18 protein-coding genes are annotated in these 20,296 nt (G+C 68.5%); 12 read left to right on the top strand and 6 right to left on the bottom strand.

What is annotated here, in order from left to right:
• Positions 1-66 precede the first annotated feature (66 nt).
• Together BFE01S_RS26930 and BFE01S_RS26925 are read left to right on the top strand one after the other, a co-directional pair.
• The gene (locus tag BFE01S_RS26930) at positions 67-1,281 is read left to right on the top strand and encodes a CaiB/BaiF CoA transferase family protein (RefSeq protein ID WP_028228173.1); all 1,215 of its coding nucleotides are present in this window, start codon (positions 67-69) and stop codon (positions 1,279-1,281) included.
• A 185-nt stretch (positions 1,282-1,466) separates the two neighbouring features.
• Entirely contained in the window at positions 1,467-3,503 is a 2,037-nt protein-coding gene (locus tag BFE01S_RS26925) for a VTT domain-containing protein (RefSeq protein WP_028228172.1), read from the top strand.
• Between the two features lie 162 nt (positions 3,504-3,665).
• Here the strand turns inward: BFE01S_RS26925 and BFE01S_RS40325 are convergent, their stop codons facing one another.
• Complete coding sequence (locus tag BFE01S_RS40325; protein ID WP_156967162.1) at positions 3,666-3,929, bottom strand: hypothetical protein; 264 nt, start codon at positions 3,927-3,929, stop codon at positions 3,666-3,668.
• A gap of 236 nt (positions 3,930-4,165) precedes the next feature.
• Here BFE01S_RS40325 and BFE01S_RS26915 point away from each other — a divergent pair, with 236 nt between their 5' ends.
• From BFE01S_RS26915 to BFE01S_RS40315, 5 genes are all read left to right on the top strand, one after another.
• The gene (locus BFE01S_RS26915; protein WP_028228171.1) at positions 4,166-5,245 is read left to right on the top strand and encodes a Dyp-type peroxidase; all 1,080 of its coding nucleotides are present in this window, start codon (positions 4,166-4,168) and stop codon (positions 5,243-5,245) included.
• Positions 5,238-6,038, top strand: coding sequence for a family 1 encapsulin nanocompartment shell protein (locus BFE01S_RS26910; RefSeq protein WP_028228170.1), 801 nt, complete (start codon positions 5,238-5,240; stop codon positions 6,036-6,038). The genes BFE01S_RS26915 and BFE01S_RS26910 overlap by 8 nt, the downstream gene beginning before the upstream one ends.
• Positions 6,039-6,291: 253 nt before the next feature.
• Positions 6,292-6,612 (top strand): pyrimidine/purine nucleoside phosphorylase, encoded by a 321-nt coding sequence (ppnP, locus tag BFE01S_RS26905; protein WP_028228169.1) that lies wholly within the window; start codon positions 6,292-6,294, stop codon positions 6,610-6,612.
• A 205-nt stretch (positions 6,613-6,817) separates the two neighbouring features.
• On the top strand, positions 6,818-8,173 hold the full coding sequence (locus tag BFE01S_RS40320) for a chloride channel protein (protein WP_084170183.1): 1,356 nt from the start codon (positions 6,818-6,820) through the stop codon (positions 8,171-8,173).
• A gap of 100 nt (positions 8,174-8,273) precedes the next feature.
• Entirely contained in the window at positions 8,274-8,882 is a 609-nt protein-coding gene (locus tag BFE01S_RS40315) for a flavin reductase family protein (protein WP_042338681.1), read from the top strand.
• A 75-nt stretch (positions 8,883-8,957) separates the two neighbouring features.
• On the opposite strand, the gene BFE01S_RS26890 is transcribed toward BFE01S_RS40315, so the two are convergent.
• The 3 genes from BFE01S_RS26890 to BFE01S_RS40310 form a co-directional block, all read right to left on the bottom strand.
• Positions 8,958-10,118 (bottom strand): enoyl-CoA hydratase/isomerase family protein, encoded by a 1,161-nt coding sequence (locus BFE01S_RS26890; RefSeq protein ID WP_028228168.1) that lies wholly within the window; start codon positions 10,116-10,118, stop codon positions 8,958-8,960.
• A 23-nt stretch (positions 10,119-10,141) separates the two neighbouring features.
• Positions 10,142-11,845 (bottom strand): AMP-binding protein, encoded by a 1,704-nt coding sequence (locus tag BFE01S_RS26885; RefSeq protein ID WP_028228167.1) that lies wholly within the window; start codon positions 11,843-11,845, stop codon positions 10,142-10,144.
• 83 nt (positions 11,846-11,928) lie between these two features.
• Positions 11,929-13,062: an acyl-CoA dehydrogenase gene (locus BFE01S_RS40310; protein ID WP_042338680.1), complete on the bottom strand. Its 1,134-nt coding sequence runs from the start codon at positions 13,060-13,062 to the stop codon at positions 11,929-11,931.
• Between the two features lie 327 nt (positions 13,063-13,389).
• Between BFE01S_RS40310 and BFE01S_RS26870 the strand changes: the two genes are divergently transcribed.
• The 4 genes from BFE01S_RS26870 (at position 13,390) to BFE01S_RS26855 (ending at position 17,189) form a co-directional block, all read left to right on the top strand.
• Positions 13,390-14,406: an AraC family transcriptional regulator gene (locus tag BFE01S_RS26870; protein WP_042338722.1), complete on the top strand. Its 1,017-nt coding sequence runs from the start codon at positions 13,390-13,392 to the stop codon at positions 14,404-14,406.
• A 121-nt stretch (positions 14,407-14,527) separates the two neighbouring features.
• The gene (locus BFE01S_RS26865; RefSeq protein WP_028228165.1) at positions 14,528-14,785 is read left to right on the top strand and encodes a DUF4148 domain-containing protein; all 258 of its coding nucleotides are present in this window, start codon (positions 14,528-14,530) and stop codon (positions 14,783-14,785) included.
• Positions 14,786-15,138: 353 nt separating this feature from the next.
• A complete protein-coding gene (locus BFE01S_RS26860; RefSeq protein ID WP_028228164.1) occupies positions 15,139-16,440 on the top strand; it encodes an NCS2 family permease in 1,302 nt (433 codons plus the stop codon).
• Between the two features lie 215 nt (positions 16,441-16,655).
• Positions 16,656-17,189 carry a cytochrome b gene (locus BFE01S_RS26855; RefSeq protein ID WP_028228163.1) on the top strand — a complete coding sequence of 178 codons (534 nt, stop codon included), beginning with the start codon at positions 16,656-16,658 and terminating at the stop codon, positions 17,187-17,189.
• A 147-nt stretch (positions 17,190-17,336) separates the two neighbouring features.
• On the opposite strand, the gene BFE01S_RS26850 is transcribed toward BFE01S_RS26855, so the two are convergent.
• Positions 17,337-17,630, bottom strand: coding sequence for a DUF1488 family protein (locus BFE01S_RS26850; RefSeq protein WP_028228162.1), 294 nt, complete (start codon positions 17,628-17,630; stop codon positions 17,337-17,339).
• 236 nt (positions 17,631-17,866) lie between these two features.
• Positions 17,867-18,079: a DUF2964 family protein gene (locus tag BFE01S_RS26845; protein ID WP_028228161.1), complete on the bottom strand. Its 213-nt coding sequence runs from the start codon at positions 18,077-18,079 to the stop codon at positions 17,867-17,869.
• A 232-nt stretch (positions 18,080-18,311) separates the two neighbouring features.
• Here BFE01S_RS26845 and BFE01S_RS26840 point away from each other — a divergent pair, with 232 nt between their 5' ends.
• Positions 18,312-20,231 carry a sigma-54-dependent Fis family transcriptional regulator gene (locus BFE01S_RS26840; RefSeq protein ID WP_028228160.1) on the top strand — a complete coding sequence of 640 codons (1,920 nt, stop codon included), beginning with the start codon at positions 18,312-18,314 and terminating at the stop codon, positions 20,229-20,231.
• Positions 20,232-20,296 lie beyond the last annotated feature (65 nt).

The following is a 20,296-nucleotide window of genomic DNA, read 5'->3' as shown; positions in this document are numbered from 1 at the left end:
CCGATGCGCGCCGATGCAGAAACCCGGCGGGCCCCACGCCCGCCCATGAACGAGGACCCTTTCCCGATGCAAACCGAAGACAGGACCCTGCCGCTCGCCGGCGTGCGCGTGCTCGACCTTTCCCGCATTCTCGCGGGGCCGTGGAGCGGGATGGTGCTCGGCGACCTGGGTGCCGAGGTCATCAAGGTCGAGCATCCGGGCCGCGGCGACGACACGCGCGACTGGGGCCTGCGCATCGGCGAAACCGAAACGGCGTACTTCAACAGCGTGAACCGCAACAAGCGCTCGATCACGCTCGACCTGCAGACGCCCGAGGGCCAGCGCATCGCGCAGGACCTCGCCGGAACCTGCGACGTGGTGATCCAGAACTTCAAGTTCGGCGGCGCGGAGAAGCTGGGCCTCGGCTACGCGCAACTGAGCCGCGACAACCCGCGCCTCGTCTATTGCTCGATCTCGGGCTACGACCGCACCGGCCCCGAAGCCGCGCGCCCCGGCTACGACCTCGTCGTGCAGGGCGAAGCGGGCCTGATGGCGCTCAACGGCGAAGCGGACCAGGCGCCGCTCAAGTTCGGCGTGGCGGCCGTCGATCTGTTCACGGGCATGTACTCGGCGCAGGCCATGCTCGCCGCGCTCTTCGAGCGCGAGCGCACCGGCCGCGGGCGCCACATCGAAATGGCGCTGTTCGACTGCGGCCTGATGATTACGGCCTACTACGGGCTCGAAGCGCTCGTGATGGGCGAGGATCCGCCGCGCTACGGCAACGCGCATCCGTCCATCGTGCCTTATGGCGTGTTCGATGCCGCGGACGGCCCGCTCGTCATTACCGTGGGCAACAACAGCCAGTTCGAGCGCTTCTGCCGCGAGGTGATCGAGCGCCCCGACCTGGCCGACGACGCGCGCTTCAAGACCAATATCCAGCGTTCGCAGAACCGCGCGGTGCTGGTGCCCGAGCTCACGCGCGAGCTGGGCAGCCGGCCGCGCGCGCTGCTGCTCGAACGGCTCGCGCGCGCCGGCATTCCGTGCGGCGAGGTAGCGGGCTTGCGCGAGGCGCTGCTTTCGAAACGCGCCACGGACGCGGCCCTCGTCACCGAGCAGCCGCATCCGCACACCGCCAGCGGCACGACGCCCGTGCTCGCGCCGCCCTGGCGTTTCGACGGCGAGCGCATGCCCGTGCGGCGCGCGCCGCCGCAACTGGGCGAGGGCACGCGCGAGGTTCTGCAATCGGTGCTCGGGATTTCGGAAGCGGCGCTCGCGGAGCTCAAAGGCAAAGGCGTGATCTGATGGCGCGGCACGCAAGGTGCGCTTGATCGGGCGCCGGGGCCTGGCGTGATCCCGCGCTGATTCCCCGTGATCCGTCACTCAGCTGCCCGCCCGGCGCGGCGCCCGGGTATATTGCGCACTACGCGCATCGCCCGCGCCCCGCGCAGGGCATCGCGCCACTGCCCGCCACCCAGTCCGCCACGTCGATGGAGCACGCCTACGCCCACCTGATGCACCTGCTCGCCGCGCACGCGGGGTGGACGTTGGCATTCGTCTTCGTCGCCGCGTTCCTGGAGTCGCTCGCGCTCGTCGGCACGTTCATTCCGGGCAGCACGGCCATGTTCATCGCGGGGGCATTCGCGGGCACCGGCGCGCTGAACCTCGGCTGGCTTTTCCTCACCGCGATCGCGGGCGCCGTGGCCGGCGACGCCCTGAGCTTCTGGGTCGGCCATCGCCACCGCGACTCGCTCGCCCAGATGTGGCCGTTCTCGCACTATCCGGCCATCCTCGAAAAGGCCCAGGCGTACTTCCGCAAGCACGGCACGCGCAGCGTGATCCTCGCGCGCTTCATCGCGCCGCTGCGCGCCGTCGTCCCCATCGTCGCCGGCATGGCGGGCATGGCGCCCATGCGCTTCCTCGCGATGAACGTCATTTCGGCGCTCGTCTGGGCGCCCGCGCACATCCTGCCGGGCGTGGTGTTCGGCGCCTCGCTGCAGATCGCGGGCGCCGTGTCGTTCCGCCTCGTCGTGATCGTCCTGATCCTCGCGCTCGCGGTCTGGCTCATCTGGCGGTTCGTGCGCATCCTGCTGCTGCACGTCGATGCCTGGGCGAGCGCCTCGCGCCGCAGCGTCGCACGCTGGGCCGCGCAGCACGAAGGCGCGGCGGCGCGGCGGCTCGCGCGCGCGCTCGACCCGAGGCAACCCGCGCTCGGCGCCCTCATCGTGGTCACGGGGCTCGTCCCGGTGGGCGCCGCCGTGTTTTCGTACGTGCTCGACAACGTGCTGCACGGCGACCCGCTCGTCCAGGTGGACCAGTCCGTGCGCCAGTTCATGCATTCGATCCATGCCGTATGGGCCGACGCCGTCTTCGCGCGCGTGGCCACGCTCGGCAGCAACGTCACGCTCGCCGCCATCATCCTCACGGTGACGGTCTGGATGTTCTTCGAGCGGCGCTGGCGCACCATCGCCTACTGGATGATCGCGGCGGCGTTCTCGCAGATCGTGATCCTCGCGATCCGCCTCGCCGTCCATCACGCGCCGTTCGCGAGACAGAGCGTGGACGCCTACGTGTTCCCGAGCGACCGCGTCTCGTCCATGGTGATCGTCTATGGCTTCCTGATGTTCCTGCTGGTGCGCCGTGCCAGCATGCTCGAAGCGGCGCTCGTGGCCGCGCTCGGCAACGGCATCATCGTGGCCGTGACCTTCGCAGGGCTCTATTTCGACCGCTTCCTGTTCTCCGATGCGATTGGCGGGGCCGCGCTCGCGTCGATCTGGGTGGCGGCCATCGTGCTGCTGTCGCTGTGGCGCTACCCGCAGCGGCCGCCGCAGCGCAACTTCATGCCGCCCATCGTGCTGGCCGTGCTCGCCGCGGCGCTTTTTCTGCAACCGGGCGAGGTGCCGCCGAGCGTGGGGCCCGCCGAGGCGCCCGCCGTCGTGGTGTCGCAGATGGAATGGAGCGACACGCTGTGGCGCGATTTCGCGTGCTACCGCTTCGACATGAAAGGCGAGCGCCGCGAACCGATGACGCTGCAATGGGCCGGCAGCCCCGACGACCTGCGCGCCGCACTGCGCGACGCGGGCTGGAGCGAGGGCGCGCAGTTCTCGCTGCGCAACGTGCTCGCGCTGGTCGCACCGCACGTGGACGTGATGACGCTGCCGCTGTTGCCCAAGCTGAACAACGGCTTGCCCTCGCCGCTCATCTTCTCGCGCGCGCCGGCGCTGGCCGATCCCCGGCACCCGGACGGCAGGCGCGACGTACTGCGCTTCTGGCCCACGGGCTACGCGCTGCGGCCCGAAGGCGGCGGCGCCACGGTGCCGATCTGGACCGGCTCGCTGATCCACGAGCGGCTGCGCCGCGCGTCCTGGCCGTTCAACGTGCTCGTGAGCTATCCCGACGAAGACGGCGTCGAGCCGGACCTCGCGCCGCACGTGCAGCCCGCGCCGTGGCGCGTGCTGCACGTGCCGGGCGCGGTGGGCTGCGACGGGCGGCCGGTCACGCTCATCACCTCGGGCGCGCGCCACTGAGGGCGCGGCCGGGCGAAGCCAGCGCGATTCGCCGCAGTGCAGCATCGCGCGGCTCGCCAGCTTGCCGGCCAGCTTGCCGCCCAGGTTTCACAGCGAGGTTTCACAGCGGGGTTGCCCACCCGCGTTGCGAACCCGGCCGCGGGCGGTGCTCCCAGCCGTACATCAGGCCCAGCCGCCGCTCGCGTGAAAGTGGTCGATGCGCCTGCGGGCGTCGGCGTAGGCAGCGTCGAGCGCAGCGTCGGCGCCGGTATAGTTGCGCATCATGTCGTGAAAGCGGATGCTCTGTCCGGCCAGATGGGCGTCGGCGCCGTGCCGGCAGATATAGCCGCTGTAGTGGAACAGCGGTTCCGGCGAGCGCGGCCCGAACGCGGGAATCGGCAGCACCCAGACCTCGAAGCCTTCATGCTCGGTGTGATCCCACATCATGTGTCTCCTTCCGGTGTGTCCCGGTCCTGACATGCCGGTTATCCTCGCACGAGGCCCGCTCCACCTGCAAACGCGGATTGCCCCAGTTAGCTAAACTATGTGCTCGCGAGGTTGCGAGGCTTCTGCGGCCGGACCCGGTCCGGCACGCGCCGCGCGCTTTGACCATGGCTTTGACCATATTTTCGCAGGCTTTTGCCACGCTTTTGCCACACCCACGTCCAGCCAAACTTCAGACCATGACGCCGTCTTCCGCCCCGCCCGAATCCCAGGCCGTCTCCACCTCCGTCACGAAGAGCGCGTTCTTCATCGTGCTGACGGTCAACGACGACGCCGCGAGCCGCGCCACCGTACGCGCCTGGTGCGCCGACGTCGCCAACCTCGAGCGCGCCGTCGGCAAGCGCGTGCCCACGGGCAACCTCAGCTGCGTGGTGGGCTTTGCCTCCGACGCCTGGGACAAGCTCTTCGGCGAACCGCGCCCGGCCGAGCTGCATCCGTTCCGCGAGTTCGGCACCGGCGAGCGCATCGCGGTGGCCACGCCCGGCGACATCCTCCTGCATATCCGCGCGGACCAGACCGACCTGTGCTTCGAGCTCGCCTCGCAGCTCATGAAGCGCCTCGACGGCGCGGTCACGACCGTGGACGAAGTGCACGGCTTCCGCAACTTCGACATGCGCGCCATGATCGGCTTCGTCGACGGCACGGAAAACCCGGTGGGCAACGAAGCCGTGCACTTCACGGTGATCGGCGACGCCGACCCCGACTTCGCGGGCGGCAGCTACGTGCTCGTGCAAAAGTACCTGCACGACATGAAAGGCTGGAACGCGCTGCCGGTGGAAGCGCAGGAGCACATCATCGGGCGCACCAAGCTGTCCGACATCGAACTCGAGGAAGGCGTGAAGCCGAGCTGGTCGCACAGCTCGCTCACGACGCTCGAAGACGCCGATGGCGACGAGATCAAGATCCTGCGCGACAACATGCCCTTCGGCCGCCCCGGCCAGGGCGAATTCGGCACCTTCTTCATCGGCTACGCGCGCTCGCCGCAGCCCATCGAGCAGATGCTCGAAAACATGTTCGTCGGCAATCCGCCCGGCAACTACGACCGCCTGCTGGACTTCAGCCGCGCCGTGACGGGCACGCTCTTCTTCGTGCCGTCCGAGCCGCTGCTCGAAGCCCTGGCCGAACGCGACCCCGGCGCCGCGCATGCCGCGAGCAGCGCGGCAAGCGCCGCCAACGAATCCGAACCCGTCGTCCCGGCGCTGTCCGGCGACGGCTCGCTCGCCATTGGATCTCTCAAAGGAGCCCCCCGGTATGAATAACCTCCATCGCGAACTGGCGCCCATCTCCACGGCGGCCTGGTCGCAAATCGAAGAAGAAGTGGCGCGCACCTTCAAGCGCTCGCTCGCAGGCCGCCGCGTGATCGACGTAAGCGGCCCCGGCGGCGCCGATCTCGCCGGCGTGGGCACCGGCCACCAGAACGGCATCGAGGCGCCGCTCGACGGCATCCGCGCGCGCCAGCGCGAAGTGAAGGCGCTGGTCGAACTGCGCGTGCCGTTCGAACTCTCGCGCGACGCCATCGACGACGTCGAGCGCGGCGCGGAAGACTCCGACTGGCAGCCGGCCAAGGACGCGGCCACGCGCCTTGCCTTCGCGGAAGACCGCGCGATCTTCGACGGCTACACGGCCGCGCAGATCACCGGCATCCGCCAGGGCAGCTCGAACCCCGTGCTGCCGCTGCCGGCCGACATCGCCGACTACCCCGCCGTGATCGCGAAGGCGCTCGAAGAACTGCGCCTGCAAGGCGTGGACGGCCCGTACACGGTGCTGCTCGGCTCCGACGCCTATACGGCCGTGAGCGAAGCGAGCGACCAGGGCTACCCGATTCTCGAACATCTGCGCCGCCTCGTGAACGGCGAGATCATCTGGGCACCGGCGATCGTGGGCGGCAGCATCCTCAGCACGCGCGGCGGCGACTTCGCGTTCCACCTGGGGCAGGACCTTTCGATTGGCTATCTGAGCCACGACGACAAGAGCGTGCGCCTGTATCTGCAGGAGAGCTTCACGTTCATGCTGCTCACGAGCGAAGCTTCGGTGACGATCAAGCCGGAGTAATCGCGCAGCCGGCCGCATGACGAGAGGGGCGCCGCGTGCGCCCCTCGTTCGTTGTGCGGTGCCTGCGTGGCTGCCGGGGGAGCTCATCTCCCGCCTGTCTTGCGCCGCTGCCCCGCCGTGGCGCACCCGGCCGGGCTCAACGCCGGTATCATGGCGGGCTCGCGCCGGCGGCGCGCCCGCCAGGCTCGCGCGCCGGCGCGGCGCCAACCGGGCGACAGACGCTCCCATCACGATGATCCAGAGGAAGACCGCCATGACGGCCGCAACGCAATTCGACCAGGTTTCCGTTGTCAAACGCGCCAACGTGTATTTCGACGGCAAGTGCGTCTCGCACACCGTGCTGTTCGCCGACGGCAGCCGCAAGACGCTCGGCGTGATCCTGCCGGGCACGCTCAACTTCGGCACCGATGCACCCGAACTCATGGAAGTGCAGGCCGGCAAGTGCCGCATCCGCCTGGAAGGCAGCAGCGAATGGCAGACCTACGGCGCGGGCGAGACCTTCCCGGTGCCCGGCAAGAGCCGCTTCGACATCGACGTGATCGAGACGCTCGACTACGTTTGCAGCTATCTGTAATGCCCCGGGCGAGGCGCAGGCCCCGCGTCCGCGGCATCGGGCGCCGCTGACCGACGCCCGATAAGCGCTCGCCCGCTGCCCCGCACGCCCGCCCGGCACCACGCCGCGCGGGCGTGTGTGTTTTCCGGCGGACGGGCCGCCATGAGCGCGCGCGCCCACGCGCTCGCTACAATAAAATGCGCCCCCGCCCACCGGATTCATCGCCATGTCCACGCCCCGCTCCGCAGCCAGCCGACCGCCCCCGCGCAGCCCGCTTGCCACGCTCGCCGTGGTCACCGTGCTCACGGGCATCGGCGCGGGACTCGGCGGCATGTTGCTCGCCATGCTGCTGCACGAAATCCAGCACATCGCCTATGGCTACAGCCAGGCGCACGTCATCAGCAGCGAGAGTTTCCTGCAGGGCGTCACCGGCACCGCGCCCGCGCGGCGCGTGGCCGTGCTCGTGGTGTGCGGCTTCGTGGGCGGCTTCGGCTGGTGGGCGCTCTATCGCTATGGCAGGCCGCTCGTGAGCATCAGCGCCGCGATCAAGCCCGGCGGCGCACGCATGCCGCTCTTCGCCACGACCGTGCATGCGCTCCTGCAGATCGTCACCGTGGCGCTCGGTTCGCCGCTCGGGCGCGAGGTCGCGCCGCGCGAGATCGGTGCGGCCTTCGCCACCTGGATTTCGAAGGCCACGGGGCTCACCGCGGCCGAGCGCCGCGTGATGATCGCGTGCGGCGCCGGGGCGGGCCTCTCGGCCGTCTATAACGTGCCGCTGGGCGGCGCGGTGTTCGTGCTGGAAGTGCTGCTCGGCACCTTCGGCTGGTCGGCGGCGATTCCCGCGCTCACGACCTCGGCCATCGCGGCCGTGGTCGCGTGGATCGGGCTCGGCGACGAACGGCAATACCACGTGCCGTTCTATACGATCAACGCGCAACTCGTCGTCTTTTCGGTGCTGTGCGGGCCGTTCTTCGGCGCCGCGGCACACGGCTTCAGCCGCATGACGGGACGCGCGCGCGACGCCTCGCCCAAAGACTGGCGCTTGCCGCTCTACTCGCTCGCGAACTTCACCGGCATCGGCCTGCTGGCAATCTGGTTTCCGCAACTGCCCGGCAACGGCAAGGGCCCGGCGGGCCTGAGCTTCAACGACGATCTCGGCATCGGCCTTGCCGCCGCGCTGCTCGTGCTGAAGCTGCTCACCACCACCACGAGCCTGCGCGCGGGCGTCAAAGGCGGTCTGCTCACACCGGGCATCGCCATCGGCGCGCTCTTCGCCGTCGTGATCGCCGGGCTTGCGAACCACGTCTGGGCCGGCCTAGAGCCGGGCGCGTTTGCGATAGTCGGCGCGGCGGCGTTTCTCGCGGCGTCGATGCAGATGCCGGTCACGGCCGTCGTGCTGATGCTCGAATTCACGCACGTCAACTACGACCTCGCCATTCCCATGCTGCTTGCCGTGGCCGGATCGGTCGCCACGCTGCGGCTCATGGCGCACGCGCAACGTCCGCCGAAGCCGCGGGGCGAAGCATCGGCAACCCGGGCGAACGACAGGGCCGCCCCGGCGACGCGCGAAACGCTCGACTAGCGGGTGACGGCGGGCGCGGCCGCTGCGTATCATGGCGCCTGCGCGCCACGCACTTATGTCGCGCTTATGTCGCGCCTATGCCGATCACAAGGACCCTCGCATGACCCCCGACCATTTCCGCACCGACGTCGATCTCGCACGCTGCACGCGCCTGCTCAATCACGGCCCCGTCACGATCATCACGAGCCAGCACGGCGACCGCGCGAACGTGATGTCCGCCTCGTGGGCCATGCCGCTCGATTTCGCTCCGCCGAAGGTCGTCGTGGTGATCGACGGCCAGACGCTCACGCGCAAGCTCGTGGAAGAAAGCGGCGTGTTCGGCCTGCAGTTGCCGGGCGTGGCGTTCGCGCAGCAAACGCTCGCGGTGGGCACGAGCAACGGCGTCGAGCTCGACAAGTTCGCCGCCTTCAGGCTGGAAACCTTCCGCGCCCGGAAAATCGACGTGCCGATGCTCGCCGCGTGCACGGCGTGGCTGGAGTGCAAGGTGATACCCGACGAAAGCCAGCGCTACGACCTGATTCTGGCCGAAGTCGTGGCCGCCTATGCGGATAGCCGGGTGTACTCGAACAACCGCTGGCACTTCGACGCCGCGCCGGAATTGCGCACCTGCCACTACGTGGCGGGCGGCACCTTCTTCGCGACGGGCGAGCCGTTCGAAGTGCAGGCTACGCCCTCGGCCGTGACCGAGAGCAGCGCGCCGCGGGCCTGAACGCCGGGCGGCGCGCGCCGCCGTGAATCGAATCGAACCGAATGGATTGGATTGGATTGGGCAGCGAACCCGCGATCAGGCGCCGAGCGCCGCCAGCGGATGCGCGTCGGCGGCCCACGGCGAGGCGAGGAAGTGCTGCACGCGCTCAGGCGCCACTTCGGCCAGCGTAGCCGGCGCCCAGCGCGGCGTGCGGTCCTTGTCCACGAGATGCGCGCGCACGCCCTCGCAGAAGTCGCCCTCACCGATTGCCCGCGTCACGATGCCGAGTTCCATGCGGAAGCAATCGGCAAGCGTCATCTGCCGGCCGCGCAGCAGCGCTTCGCGCGTGACTTCGAGCATGGTGGGCGAATAGTGCGTGAGCGCATCGAGCGTCGCGCGGCGCCAGGCCTGCTGTGCCTCCGGCGCATCCGCTGCGCCGGCCAGATCCGCTTGCAGCGCATGGACGATCTGCTGCACGGTCTTGCGGCCGTCGAAGTAGCGGGCGATCAGCGGCGCGTTCTGCGCCAGCGCGCCGGCCTGTGCCTCGCCGTCATGTCCCGGCGCGTCGAAGACACGGCGCAGCGCGGCGCGCACGTCGCCTGCCATCGATGCCTGCACGAGACGCGCCTCGAAGCCGTCGAGCCATTCGCCCGGCACGCAGAGATCGGCAAGTCCGCAATAGAGCGCATCCGCGCCCGTTAGCGTCGCGCCGGTCAGGCCCACGTAAAGCTCCGTTTCCAGCGGCATCACCGAAAGAAAATGCGTGGCGCCCACGTCGGGCAAAAGGCCGATGCGCGTTTCCGGCATGGCGATCTTCGTGCGCGAGGTGGCCACCCGCAGCGTGGCCGCCTGGCCGAGCCCCATGCCGCCTCCCATCGTCACGCCGTCGAGCAGTGCCACGAGCGGCTTGGGGAACGTATGCAGCGCGTAGTCGAGTTCGTATTCGTCGACGAAGAACTGCCGCCAGCCCGTGTCGCCCAGCATCTCGCCGCGCTGCGCCGACTGGTAGATCGCGCGCACGTCGCCGCCCGCGCAGAAGCCCTTCGGGCCCGCTCCGTCGAGCACCAGGGCAACGATCGCGTCGTCGGTGCGGATGCGCTCGAGCAGCGCCGCGAGCGTGCGCACCATGCCATGCGAAAGTGCATTGAGCGCCGCGGGCCGGTTCAGCGTGACGATCGCGACGCGATTGACCACGCGAAACAGCACGTCGGCGTCGGCTTCGAGAGGCGCCGCTACGGCAGCCGGTGTTGCATTCATTACTTCGTTCTCCCTGTCAATTTTCAGCGCAGCTCGGGGAAGTCCTCTTCCCAGTACTCGTCGGGCATGCGCGCCATGTCGGCGGTGCGCTCCATTTCGCGGCGGCGCAGCTCGACACGGCGGATCTTGCCGGAAATCGTCTTCGGCAGGTCGCTGAACTGCAGGCGCCGAATGCGTTTGTACGGTGCGAGCTTGTCGCGCGAAAAGCGGAACACTTCGCGCGCCAGTTCGGGGCCGGCCTCGTAGCCCTGGCGCACGATCACGAACGCCTTCGGCACCGAGAGGCGCAATTCGTCGGGGCTCGGCACCACGGCAGCCTCGGCAATCGCCTCGTGCTCGATCAGCACGCTCTCCAGTTCGAACGGGCTCAGCCGGTAGTCGGACGACTTGAACACGTCGTCCGCGCGGCCCACGTACACGTAGTAGCCATCGTCGCGGCGCATGGCGACGTCGGACGTGTGGTAGTAGCCGTTGCGCATCGCGTATTCGGTGGCCTTCGCGTTGTTGGCGTAGCCCGTCATCAGACCGAGCGGACGGTGTGCCAGCGGCAGCGCGATTTCGCCTTCGGACGCGGGCTGGTCGTCGGCATCGACGAGTTCCACGCGGTAGCCCGGCAGCGGCCGGCCCATCGCGCCGGCCACCACGGGCTGGCCCGGCGAATTGCCGATCTGGCAGGTGGTTTCGGTCTGACCGTAGCCATCGCGGATCGTGATATCCCACGCATGGCGCACGCGCTCGATGATCTCCGGATTGAGCGGCTCGCCCGCACCGACGATCTCGCGCAGCTTCACCGGATACGAGGCAAGCGGCTCCTGCACGAGCATGCGCCACACCGTGGGCGGCGCGCACAGCGTGGTCACGCCGCATTGCACGAGCGCGTTGAGCGTGTCCCTGGGCACGAAGCGCGCGTAGTTGTACACGAACACGCAAGCCTGCGCGTTCCACGGCGCGAAGAAACAGCTCCACGCATGCTTGGCCCAGCCCGGCGAACTGATGTTCCAGTGCACGTCGCCGGGTTGCAGGCCGATCCAGTACATCGTCGAAAGATGGCCGACCGGGTAGCTCTCGTGCGTATGCTCGACGAGCTTCGGCTTCGAGGTGGTGCCCGAGGTGAAGTAGAGCAGCATCGGGTCGCTCGCGCGCGTGGGCGCATCCGGCTCGAACGCGGCGCTCGCCTCGCAGGCGCGCGCGAGATCGATCCAGCCGTCGCGTTGCGCGCCCACGGCGATGCGCTTCACGCTCGCGTCGAGTGCATCGAACTTGGCCAGTTCCGCGCCGTCCACCACCACGCAGCGCACGCCGCCCGTCTCCACGCGCTCGCGCACGTCGTCGGGCGAAAGCTGCGTGGTGGCCGGCAGCACGATCGCGCCGAGCTTCATGGCCGCGAGCATCACGTCCCAGAGTTCGACGCGGTTGGGCAGCATCAGCAGCAGGCGGTCGCCGCGCGCCACACCCTGCTCGCGCAGGAAGTTCGCCATGCGCGACGAACGCTCGGACATCTGCGCAAACGAAAGGCGCTGGCCGCCGCCTGCCGGGTCGTCCACGATCCACAGGGCCGGGTTGTCGTTGCCGCGCGCCATCACGTCGAAGTAGTCGAGCGCCCAGTTGAACGTGTCGAGCTTCGGCCATGCGAACCCGGCATACGCACCCGCGTAATCGGTGCGATGGCGCAACAGCAGGTCGCGGGCCGCGAGGAAGGCCTGTGCGGAAGGGGAATAACCGGTCATCGTCGTCTCCATTTGAGGCGCCTCTCCGCGGCGCTCTATCGGCACAACCAGGTACAACGCTTTTATTTCGCCATGCTAACCACTCAAAGCTGCCGCGCGATCACCATGCGCTGCACTTCGCTGGTGCCTTCGTAAATCTGCGTAATGCGTGCATCGCGATAGTGCCGCTCCACAGGATAGTCATTGAGGAAGCCGTAACCGCCATGAATCTGGATCGCATGCGAACAGACTTCCTCGGCCATTTCCGAGGCATAGAGCTTGGCCTGCGAGGCTTCCGAAAGACACGGCTTGCCGAGCGAGCGCAGCCTGGCCGCGTGATGCACGAGATGACGGGCCGCGTTGATGCGCGTATGCATGTCGGCGAGCATGTTGGCCACGCTCTGATGGCGGATGAGCGGCTCGCCGAACTGCACGCGCTCGTGCGCATAGGTTCGCGCCGCATCGAACGCCGCGCGCGCGATGCCAAGCGCCTGCGCCGCAATGCCGATGCGTCCGCCCTCCAGATTCGAGAGCGCGATCCTCAGTCCCTCGCCGCGCTGGCCGAGCAGGTTCGCCTCGGGAATCGCGCAGTTTTCGAGCGCAATCGGGCAAGTGTCGGAGGCGCGGATGCCCATTTTCTTCTCGGGCGGCCCGACGTTGAACCCCGGCGTGTCGGTGGGGACGACGAAAGCGGAAATGCCGCGCTTGCCGGCATCGGGGTCGGTCACGGCAAACACGATCGCCACGTCCGCGCGCGAACCGTTGGTCACGAACTGCTTGTTGCCGTTGAGCACCCACTGGCCGTCGCGCAGTTCGGCGCGCGTGCGCAGATTGTTCGCCTCGGAACCCGCCTGCGGCTCGGTCAGGCAGAACGCGCCGATCAGCTCGCCCGCGGCGAGCTTGCGCAGATAGCGGTCTTTCTGGGCCTCGTTGCCGTATTGCAGGATCGGGCCGCAGCCCACCGAATTGTGGACGCTCACGAGCGTCGCGCACGATGCGCAGCCTGCGGCGATCTCCTCCATCGCGAGCGCGTAGGCGACGTAATCGGTATAGGAGCCGCCCAGTTCCTGCGGCACGATCATGCCGAGAAAGCCGAGCTCGCCCAACTGCGTCACGATTTCGTCGGGCAGCTTGCTGTCGCGGTCCCATTGCGCCGCGTTCGGCGCAAGACGCTCGGTGGCGAAATCGCGCGCGGCGTCGCGGATCATGCGCTGATCCTCGGTGTAAAACTCGTCCATCTGTGTCCCCTTCCTGTCTCTCGCCCGGCGCGGCCGCATCGAGGCCGACGCCGGTTCCCTGCCCATCGCGGCAACACGGGCCGCCGTGCTGCGCCGCGTCACGAAGAACCGCGACGCGCGCGGCACATCGCGCCCTCCACTGTCGCGCCCCACGGCGCCGGCCGCAAGGCTTGTGAAAAGTGTAGGGACCCGGGCGACCGCCTTCCATGTCCGCCACGATCAAATTCTCTGATCGGATTTACCATATCGGCTCTGGCAACGCCTTCTGGAGCACCTCTCTTGCAACACGACAAACCCATCCGGCTGAGCGAAAAAGGCACCATCGCCATGAGTCTCGTGACCGAGACGCTCGCGCTGGCGCGCTTGCGCGGGCTCGATACCGCGCCGCTCGCCGAAGCGGCGGGCATCGCGACGGCCGCCCTGGCCTCGCCGCGCGCCCGCGTGAGTGCAGCGCAATACGGCGCGCTGTGGTCCGGCATCGCCCGCGCGCTCGACGACGAATTCTTCGGCCAGGACTCGCACGCCATGAAGAGCGGCAGCTTCGTCGCGATGACGCACACGGCACTCACCGCGCGCACGGGGCGCCACGCGCTGCAGCGCGCGGCCGGCTTCATACGCCTCGTGCTGGACGATCTGGCCGGCCACGTGGAGATCGACGCGGCGCGCGCACGCATTGTCTTCGTGCACCGCATGGGCACGCCGGTGCCGACGATGTTCGCCTACGCGACCTGGTTCATCCTCGTGTACGGGCTCGTGTGCTGGCTGGTGGGGCGGCGCATTCCGCTTCTCGCGGCGCGCTTTCGCTGCCCGGCGCCCGCCGCCGTGGAGGAATACCGGCTGATGTTCTGCGACGACATGGCCTTCGGCCAGGCGGCGTCTTACGTGGACCTCGCGCCCGGTTTTCTCGACCTGCCGGTGATCCAGACGCCTGCCTCGGCTCGCACGTTCCTGCGCAACGCGCCGGGCAGCTTCGTCGTGAAGTACCGCAATCCCGGCTCGTTCGCGGCGCGCGTGCGGCGCACGCTGCGCGCGCTGCCGGCAACCGCGTGGCCCGACGCCGACGCGCTCGCCCGCCGCCTGAACGTGGCGCCCGCCACGCTGCGGCGGCGGCTCAAGCAGGAGGGCCACAGTTGCCAGTCGATCAAGGACGCGTTGCGCCGCGACCTGGCGATCGCCGCACTGGCAGACCCGGCGCGCACGGTGGCGGACGTCGCGGCGGCCGTGGGCTTCGCCGAACCGAGCGCATTTCACCGCGCGTTCCGCAAGTGGACCGGCATGCGTCCTGCCGACTACCGGCTGGCCCGCCAGCGGGAGGCGGCGCACAGCGGGATAAAAGCGGAGTAGAAGCGAGATGAATCCGCAAGCGTGCGCGGAGACGCGCCAGGAACCCCCGGACTTTCCCCTTCCGTTTATTGAGATACGGCCTATACTGATCAGGGTAATCCCTAGTACGAAAGGCATCGCCATGTTCTCCCCCTCGCGCATCACGCTCGGCCTGCTCGTGGCCGGGTGCTCGCTCGCGTCGGCATCCGCCCTCGCGCAGAGCTACGATCCCTCCGCCCCGAAAACCCGCGCCGAAGTCCGCGCCGATCTCGTCGAATGGCTCGCGGCAGGCTACGATCCGCTGGACTGGGTCGACTATCCCGAGAACGCACAGCGCGCAGGCGCCATCGTGGCGCAGCGCCGCGCGGCCCGCATGGGCGCGACGGGACTCACGCAGTAGCACGCCCCGCCGCAGTAACCCGCATCATCCGCATCGGGCGCTGACCTGACGCCGCGCAACACCGCCCGCGTCGCACCCGCACGCACCCGCGCACGCACCTTTGCGGGCGCATCGATCTGCCTCCTCCCGCGAGGCGGCGCGTGAGCTTTGTGCGCCCGCCCCCGCCGATACAGCCCCCCTGCCCGCAGCCCTGCCCTGTTGCACCCGCTCCACGCCCGCTGCGGCAATTCGGCACTTTGCGGACAAGCTTGTTTACAATCCCGCCCGTAGCGGTGCTGTCCACCCGACCGCAGGCAACCGCCGCCGCTCTTCACAATAACGCAATCCGCTCGACACTCAGGGGGCCGATCCACATGGACGCCATCAAACGCTATTTCGGTTTCGAAGAAGCAGGCACCAACCTGCGCACCGAACTGCTAGCCGGTTTCACCACCTTCCTCACGATGGCCTACATCATCTTCGTGAACCCGGCCATTCTCGGCGATGCCGGCATGCCGAAGGAATCGGTGTTCGTGGCCACCTGCCTCGTTTCGGCGCTCGCCTCGGCCATCATGGGCCTCTATGCGAACTACCCGATCGCGCTCGCGCCGGGCATGGGACTGAACGCCTATTTCGCCTACGCGGTCGTCAAGGGCATGGGCTTCACGTGGCAGGCGGCGCTCGGCGCCGTGTTCATCTCCGGGTGCCTGTTCTTCGTCGTCACGCTGCTGCGCGTGCGCGAGGCGATCATCAACGGCATTCCGCATTCGATCCGGGTGGCCATCACGGCCGGCATCGGGCTCTTTCTCGCCATCATCTCGCTCAAGACCGCGGGCATCATCACGGGCAACCCGGCCACGCTCGTCACGCTCGGCAACCTGGGCGACCCGCACGCGATCCTCGCCATCATCGGCTTCTTCGCCATCGTCACGCTCGACGTGCTGAAGGTGCGCGGCGCGATCCTGATCGGCATCGTGGGCGTGACGATCCTCTCGTTCTTCTTCGGCGGCAACCAGTTCCACGGCATCTTCTCCGCCCCGCCCTCGATTGCGCCGACCTTCGCGCAACTCGACATCAAGGGCGCGCTTTCCACGGGCGTGCTGAACGTGATCCTGGTGTTCTTCCTCGTCGAACTGTTCGACGCCACCGGCACGCTGATGGGCGTCGCGAACCGCGCGGGCCTGCTCGTGCACGGCAAGATGCACCGCCTGAACCGCGCGCTGCTCGCGGACAGCACCGCGATTCTCGCGGGCTCGGTGCTCGGCACGTCTTCGACCACGGCCTACATCGAAAGCGCCTCGGGCGTGCAGGCAGGCGGCCGCACCGGCCTCACGGCGCTCACCGTGGCCGTGCTGTTCCTCGCGTGCCTCTTCGTCGCGCCGCTCGCGGGCGTGGTGCCCGGCTACGCGACCGCGCCCGCGCTGCTCTACGTCTCGTGCCTGATGATGCGCGAGATCGCCGGGCTCGACTGGGAAGACGCCACCGAAGCCGTGCCGGCCGCGCTCACGGCGCTCACCATGCCGTTCACGTATTCGATCGCGAACGGCGTGGCCTTCGGCTTCATCTCGTACGCGGGCCTGAAGCTCCTGACGGGCCGCGCGCGCCAGGTGAAAGCGATCGTCTGGATCATCGCCGCGGTGTTCCTGTTCCGCTTCTTCTACCTCGGCGGCGAGTGAGCACGGCAAGTATGCAGTAGCCGGTTGGACATCGGGCGGCCAAGAGGGCCGCCCGATTCGTTTCCGGAGGGGGACGTCTTCGCGACGAACCGCGGTCTTTCCCCCCCTCCACGTCAAACCCGCAGGCCAGCCAACTGCACGCCGCACCGGGACCTCCTTATCATAGGGAGAAACGCCCCCTACGCCGATACGTTCCCCGACACCAGGAGTGCCCTGTGGCCACCTTCCCCGCCGCCGCCGACCGCTATTCCCGGCCCGCCATCTTCTTTCACTGGGCCATCTTCGTGCTCGTCGCGCTCGCGTATCTGGCGATCGAAGTCCGCGGCCCGAAGGGCTCGGACAGCCGCGTGTTCTGGAGCAACGTGCACTTCTGGGCGGGCACGCTCGTGCTCACGCTCGCCGTGCTGCGCCTGCTGTGGCGCCTCTGGCACGGCGCGCCGGCCGATATCGACGCGAACCGCCTGCTCGCCTTTCTCTCGCGGCTCGTGCACCTCGCGCTCTATCTCTTCATCTTCGTGCAGCCGCTGTTGGGCATCCTGATGATCAACACAGGGGGCCACCCGGTCACGCTGGCCGGACTCGACCTGCAGATCACGCTGGCCGGCCCCGATCCCATCGCGCGCAAGGCGATCCGCGACGCGCACGTGCTGATCGGCAATGCGTTCTACTGGGTGATCGGCCTGCATGCGTTCGCGGCCATCGCGCACCATCTCGTGCTGCGCGACAACACGCTGCGGCGCATGATCTGAGCGCAAAAACGCAACGCCGGGCAGGTAGCCCGGCAGCAGGGACAATGCTGGCGAAGACGCAGGCGACTAGCTGCCCGCGTGGGCAAGAAAGCAAAAAGACGGGGAATGCGCGAGGTGAAGCGCCCGCCACGCCGGCGGGCGCCGCCTTCAGGATGCCGAACCGTGCGCCTGCACGAAACGGACGTAGCCGCTGCGCAGCACGAGGCATTGCGCCCGCGTCTCCGATAGCAGCCGGCGTGCAACCGCCTCGATGCGGTCGCGATGATGATCGAAGGCGTCGAGCATGTCTTCGGCGCGCGGCGAAGCCGCTCCGAAGTGGTCCTCCAGCGCCGCGGCGGTGATCGTGCACTCCACCCTCTCCCCATCGACCATTGCCGGAAATGCCAGGGTCAGCTCAGGCCCCGAATACTCGGGGACTTCATTCGGAAAAATGATCTGCATGGGAATGGCCTTCGGTTGAGGGTGAACGGGCCCGCGCTACAGATGCCCCTCCCAGGCGCACGCGGAGAAACTCATCAGCCGCCGTCTTCAATGGCTGGTGCAATACGTTTGCGGCGGTTGACTGGATTCACTTTAGACGACTTCAGCCGAGCCGCAAGTCCCACGTTGCCGCACTGGGGAAAATATGTGTCCTGGCCCCTTGCGTGGCCATGTTCGACCGCCCCCGGACCCGCACTTTACGTTTGCCGATGCCGGTGCGCTTCCACGTCCTTCGGGTGCAGCGTCAGCATCACCACGAACGCGACAATGCCGCCGGCTATCGTAGCGACGCCGTACAGGACGAGCTTGTCCAGGTCGAAAAGGAGTCCGTGGATCACGAGCGTCACGCCGAACAGCGCGACGAACGTGGCGAGCGTCGCCACGACGATCCTCAATTCGCTTTGCACCATGATGGTCTCCGCAAGACGGAGCCGGAGCGCACGCATTACGCGCCCATGCTTGAATCCTGGCACTCGCGTGGACAAAGGCAAGCCGAAAATACCCCCGCCGCGGCGCGCGCCGGAGGGCGGCTCTGGCGAGCGCGCTTATCCTGTACCATGAGATGGCGTTCGCGCCGCACGCGGCGCGATGTTGCACCGCAGCGCCGCGCATCGCGGCCGCCCAGAACAACTGGAGACACGAGTGACCCGACGCCCCGTCACGCCGCACGACGCGGCCCACGCGGACGCAATCGCGCAGGCGCATGCGCGCTCGCGCGCGACAGGCCTGCGCGCCGCCGAGGCGCCCGAATTCGAGTCCCTGCGCGCGGGGGAATTGCGCGATCTCATCGACACGAATCACACGCTCTATCACCAGGCGCGCCCGGTCATGGACGCGCTGCACGCGCAAATCGTCGATACGCAGAGCATGGTGCTGCTCACCGACCGCAACGGCGTGATCCTGCACAGCCTCGGCGACACGGACTTCGTCGAGAAGGCGCGGCGCGTCGCGTTGCGCCCGGGCGTCTCGTGGTCGGAACGGCATCGCGGCACCAATGCGATCGGCACGGCGCTGGTCGCGGGCCAGCCCACCACGGTCCACGCCGACGAGCATTTCCTGCGCGCGAACCACATCCTCACCTGCTCGTGCGCGCCCATTGCCGATCCCTACGGCCGCACGCTCGGCGCACTCGACGTGAGCGGCGACTCGCGCGGCTTTCACAAGCACACGCTGGCGCTCGTGCGCATGTCGGCGCAGATGATCGAAAACCAGCTCTTCAACAGCGATTTCGCCGAGGCGGTGCGCCTGCAGTTCCACGCCCGCGCCGAATTCATTGGTACGTTGTACGAAGGATTGGCCGCGTTCTCGCCCGACGGCACCCTGCTATGCGCGAACCGCAGCGCGCTGTTCCAGTTCGGCGCGCCGCTCGCGGACCTGCGCCAGCGCGACTTCGCGTCGCTCTTCGGCATCGACTTCCCCGTCTTCATGCAGCAGTTGATGCGCGCGCCGGGCGACCTGCTCACGCTCACGTTGCCGAGCGGCGTGCGCGTGCTCGCGCGCGGTGCGCCGGGCACCGCGCTGACCCTGCGGGAATCGCCGGGGGCGCCCGCTGCACCGGCCTCCGCCAGGCGCACGCCGCCACGCCCGGGCGCAGCGGAAGAAAGGACACCTGCCGTACCGCGCCCCACGCTCGCCGAACTCGATACCGGCGACGCGCGCATGCACGCCGTCCTGCAGCGCGTGGCGCGCGTGCGGGGCCGCGATATTCCCGTGCTGGTGCTGGGCCGCACGGGCACCGGCAAGGAATGGCTCGCGCGGGCATTGCATGAGGACTCGCCGCGCCGCGATGCGCCCTTCGTCGCGCTCAACTGTGCGGCGCTGCCCGACACGCTGATCGAAGCCGAACTCTTCGGCTACGAGGACGGCGCATTCACGGGCGCGCGGCGGCGCGGCAACCCGGGCAAGATTGCCCAGGCTCATGGCGGCACGCTCTTTCTCGACGAAATCGGCGACATGCCGCTCGCGCAGCAGGTGCGCCTCATGCGCGTGCTTCAGGAGCGCATGGTCGTACCGCTCGGCGCAAACCGGGCGGTGCCGGTGGACCTGCGCATCGTCTGCGCAACGCATCGCGATTTGCGCGCGATGATCGCCGAGGGCACCTTCCGCGAAGATCTTTACTACCGCATCAACGGGCTCGTCGTCACGCTGCCGCCGCTTGCCGAACGCAGCGATCTCGATGCGCTCGTGGAAAGCATGCTGGGCGCCGTGCGGCGCGAAGTGCGCGAGGCGCCGGCGCGTCTTGCGCCCGCTGTGCGCGAGGTGTTTGCGCGTTGCCGCTGGCCGGGCAATCTGCGCCAACTGGCCAATGTGCTGCGCACCTCGGCGATCCTGGCCGAAGGCGAAGCCGCCATCGACCTGGAGCATCTGCCCGAGGATCTGCTGGAGGACTGTGAGAGCGTCGCTCAAGCGGCGAGCGCCGGCCGCCCTGGCCGCATCGCGGACTGGCAGGCGGCACTCGTTGAGGACGCACTCACACGGCATCGTGGCAATGTTTCGGCAGCCGCTCGCGAGTTGGGGCTTGCTCGCAACACCGTGTATCGGCATATGCGGCGCAGGCGGTAGGCGGGCGGTTGGGGGTGGGTGTGGGGAGGTTTTTTTTGGGGGGGTTTGGGGTTTCTTGTTTTTGT

It is taken from the genome of Paraburkholderia ferrariae NBRC 106233 (genome assembly GCF_000685035.1).
In the GTDB taxonomy this organism is placed as follows: domain Bacteria; phylum Pseudomonadota; class Gammaproteobacteria; order Burkholderiales; family Burkholderiaceae; genus Paraburkholderia; species Paraburkholderia ferrariae.
This window is presented reverse-complemented; position numbering and strand designations above follow the sequence as displayed.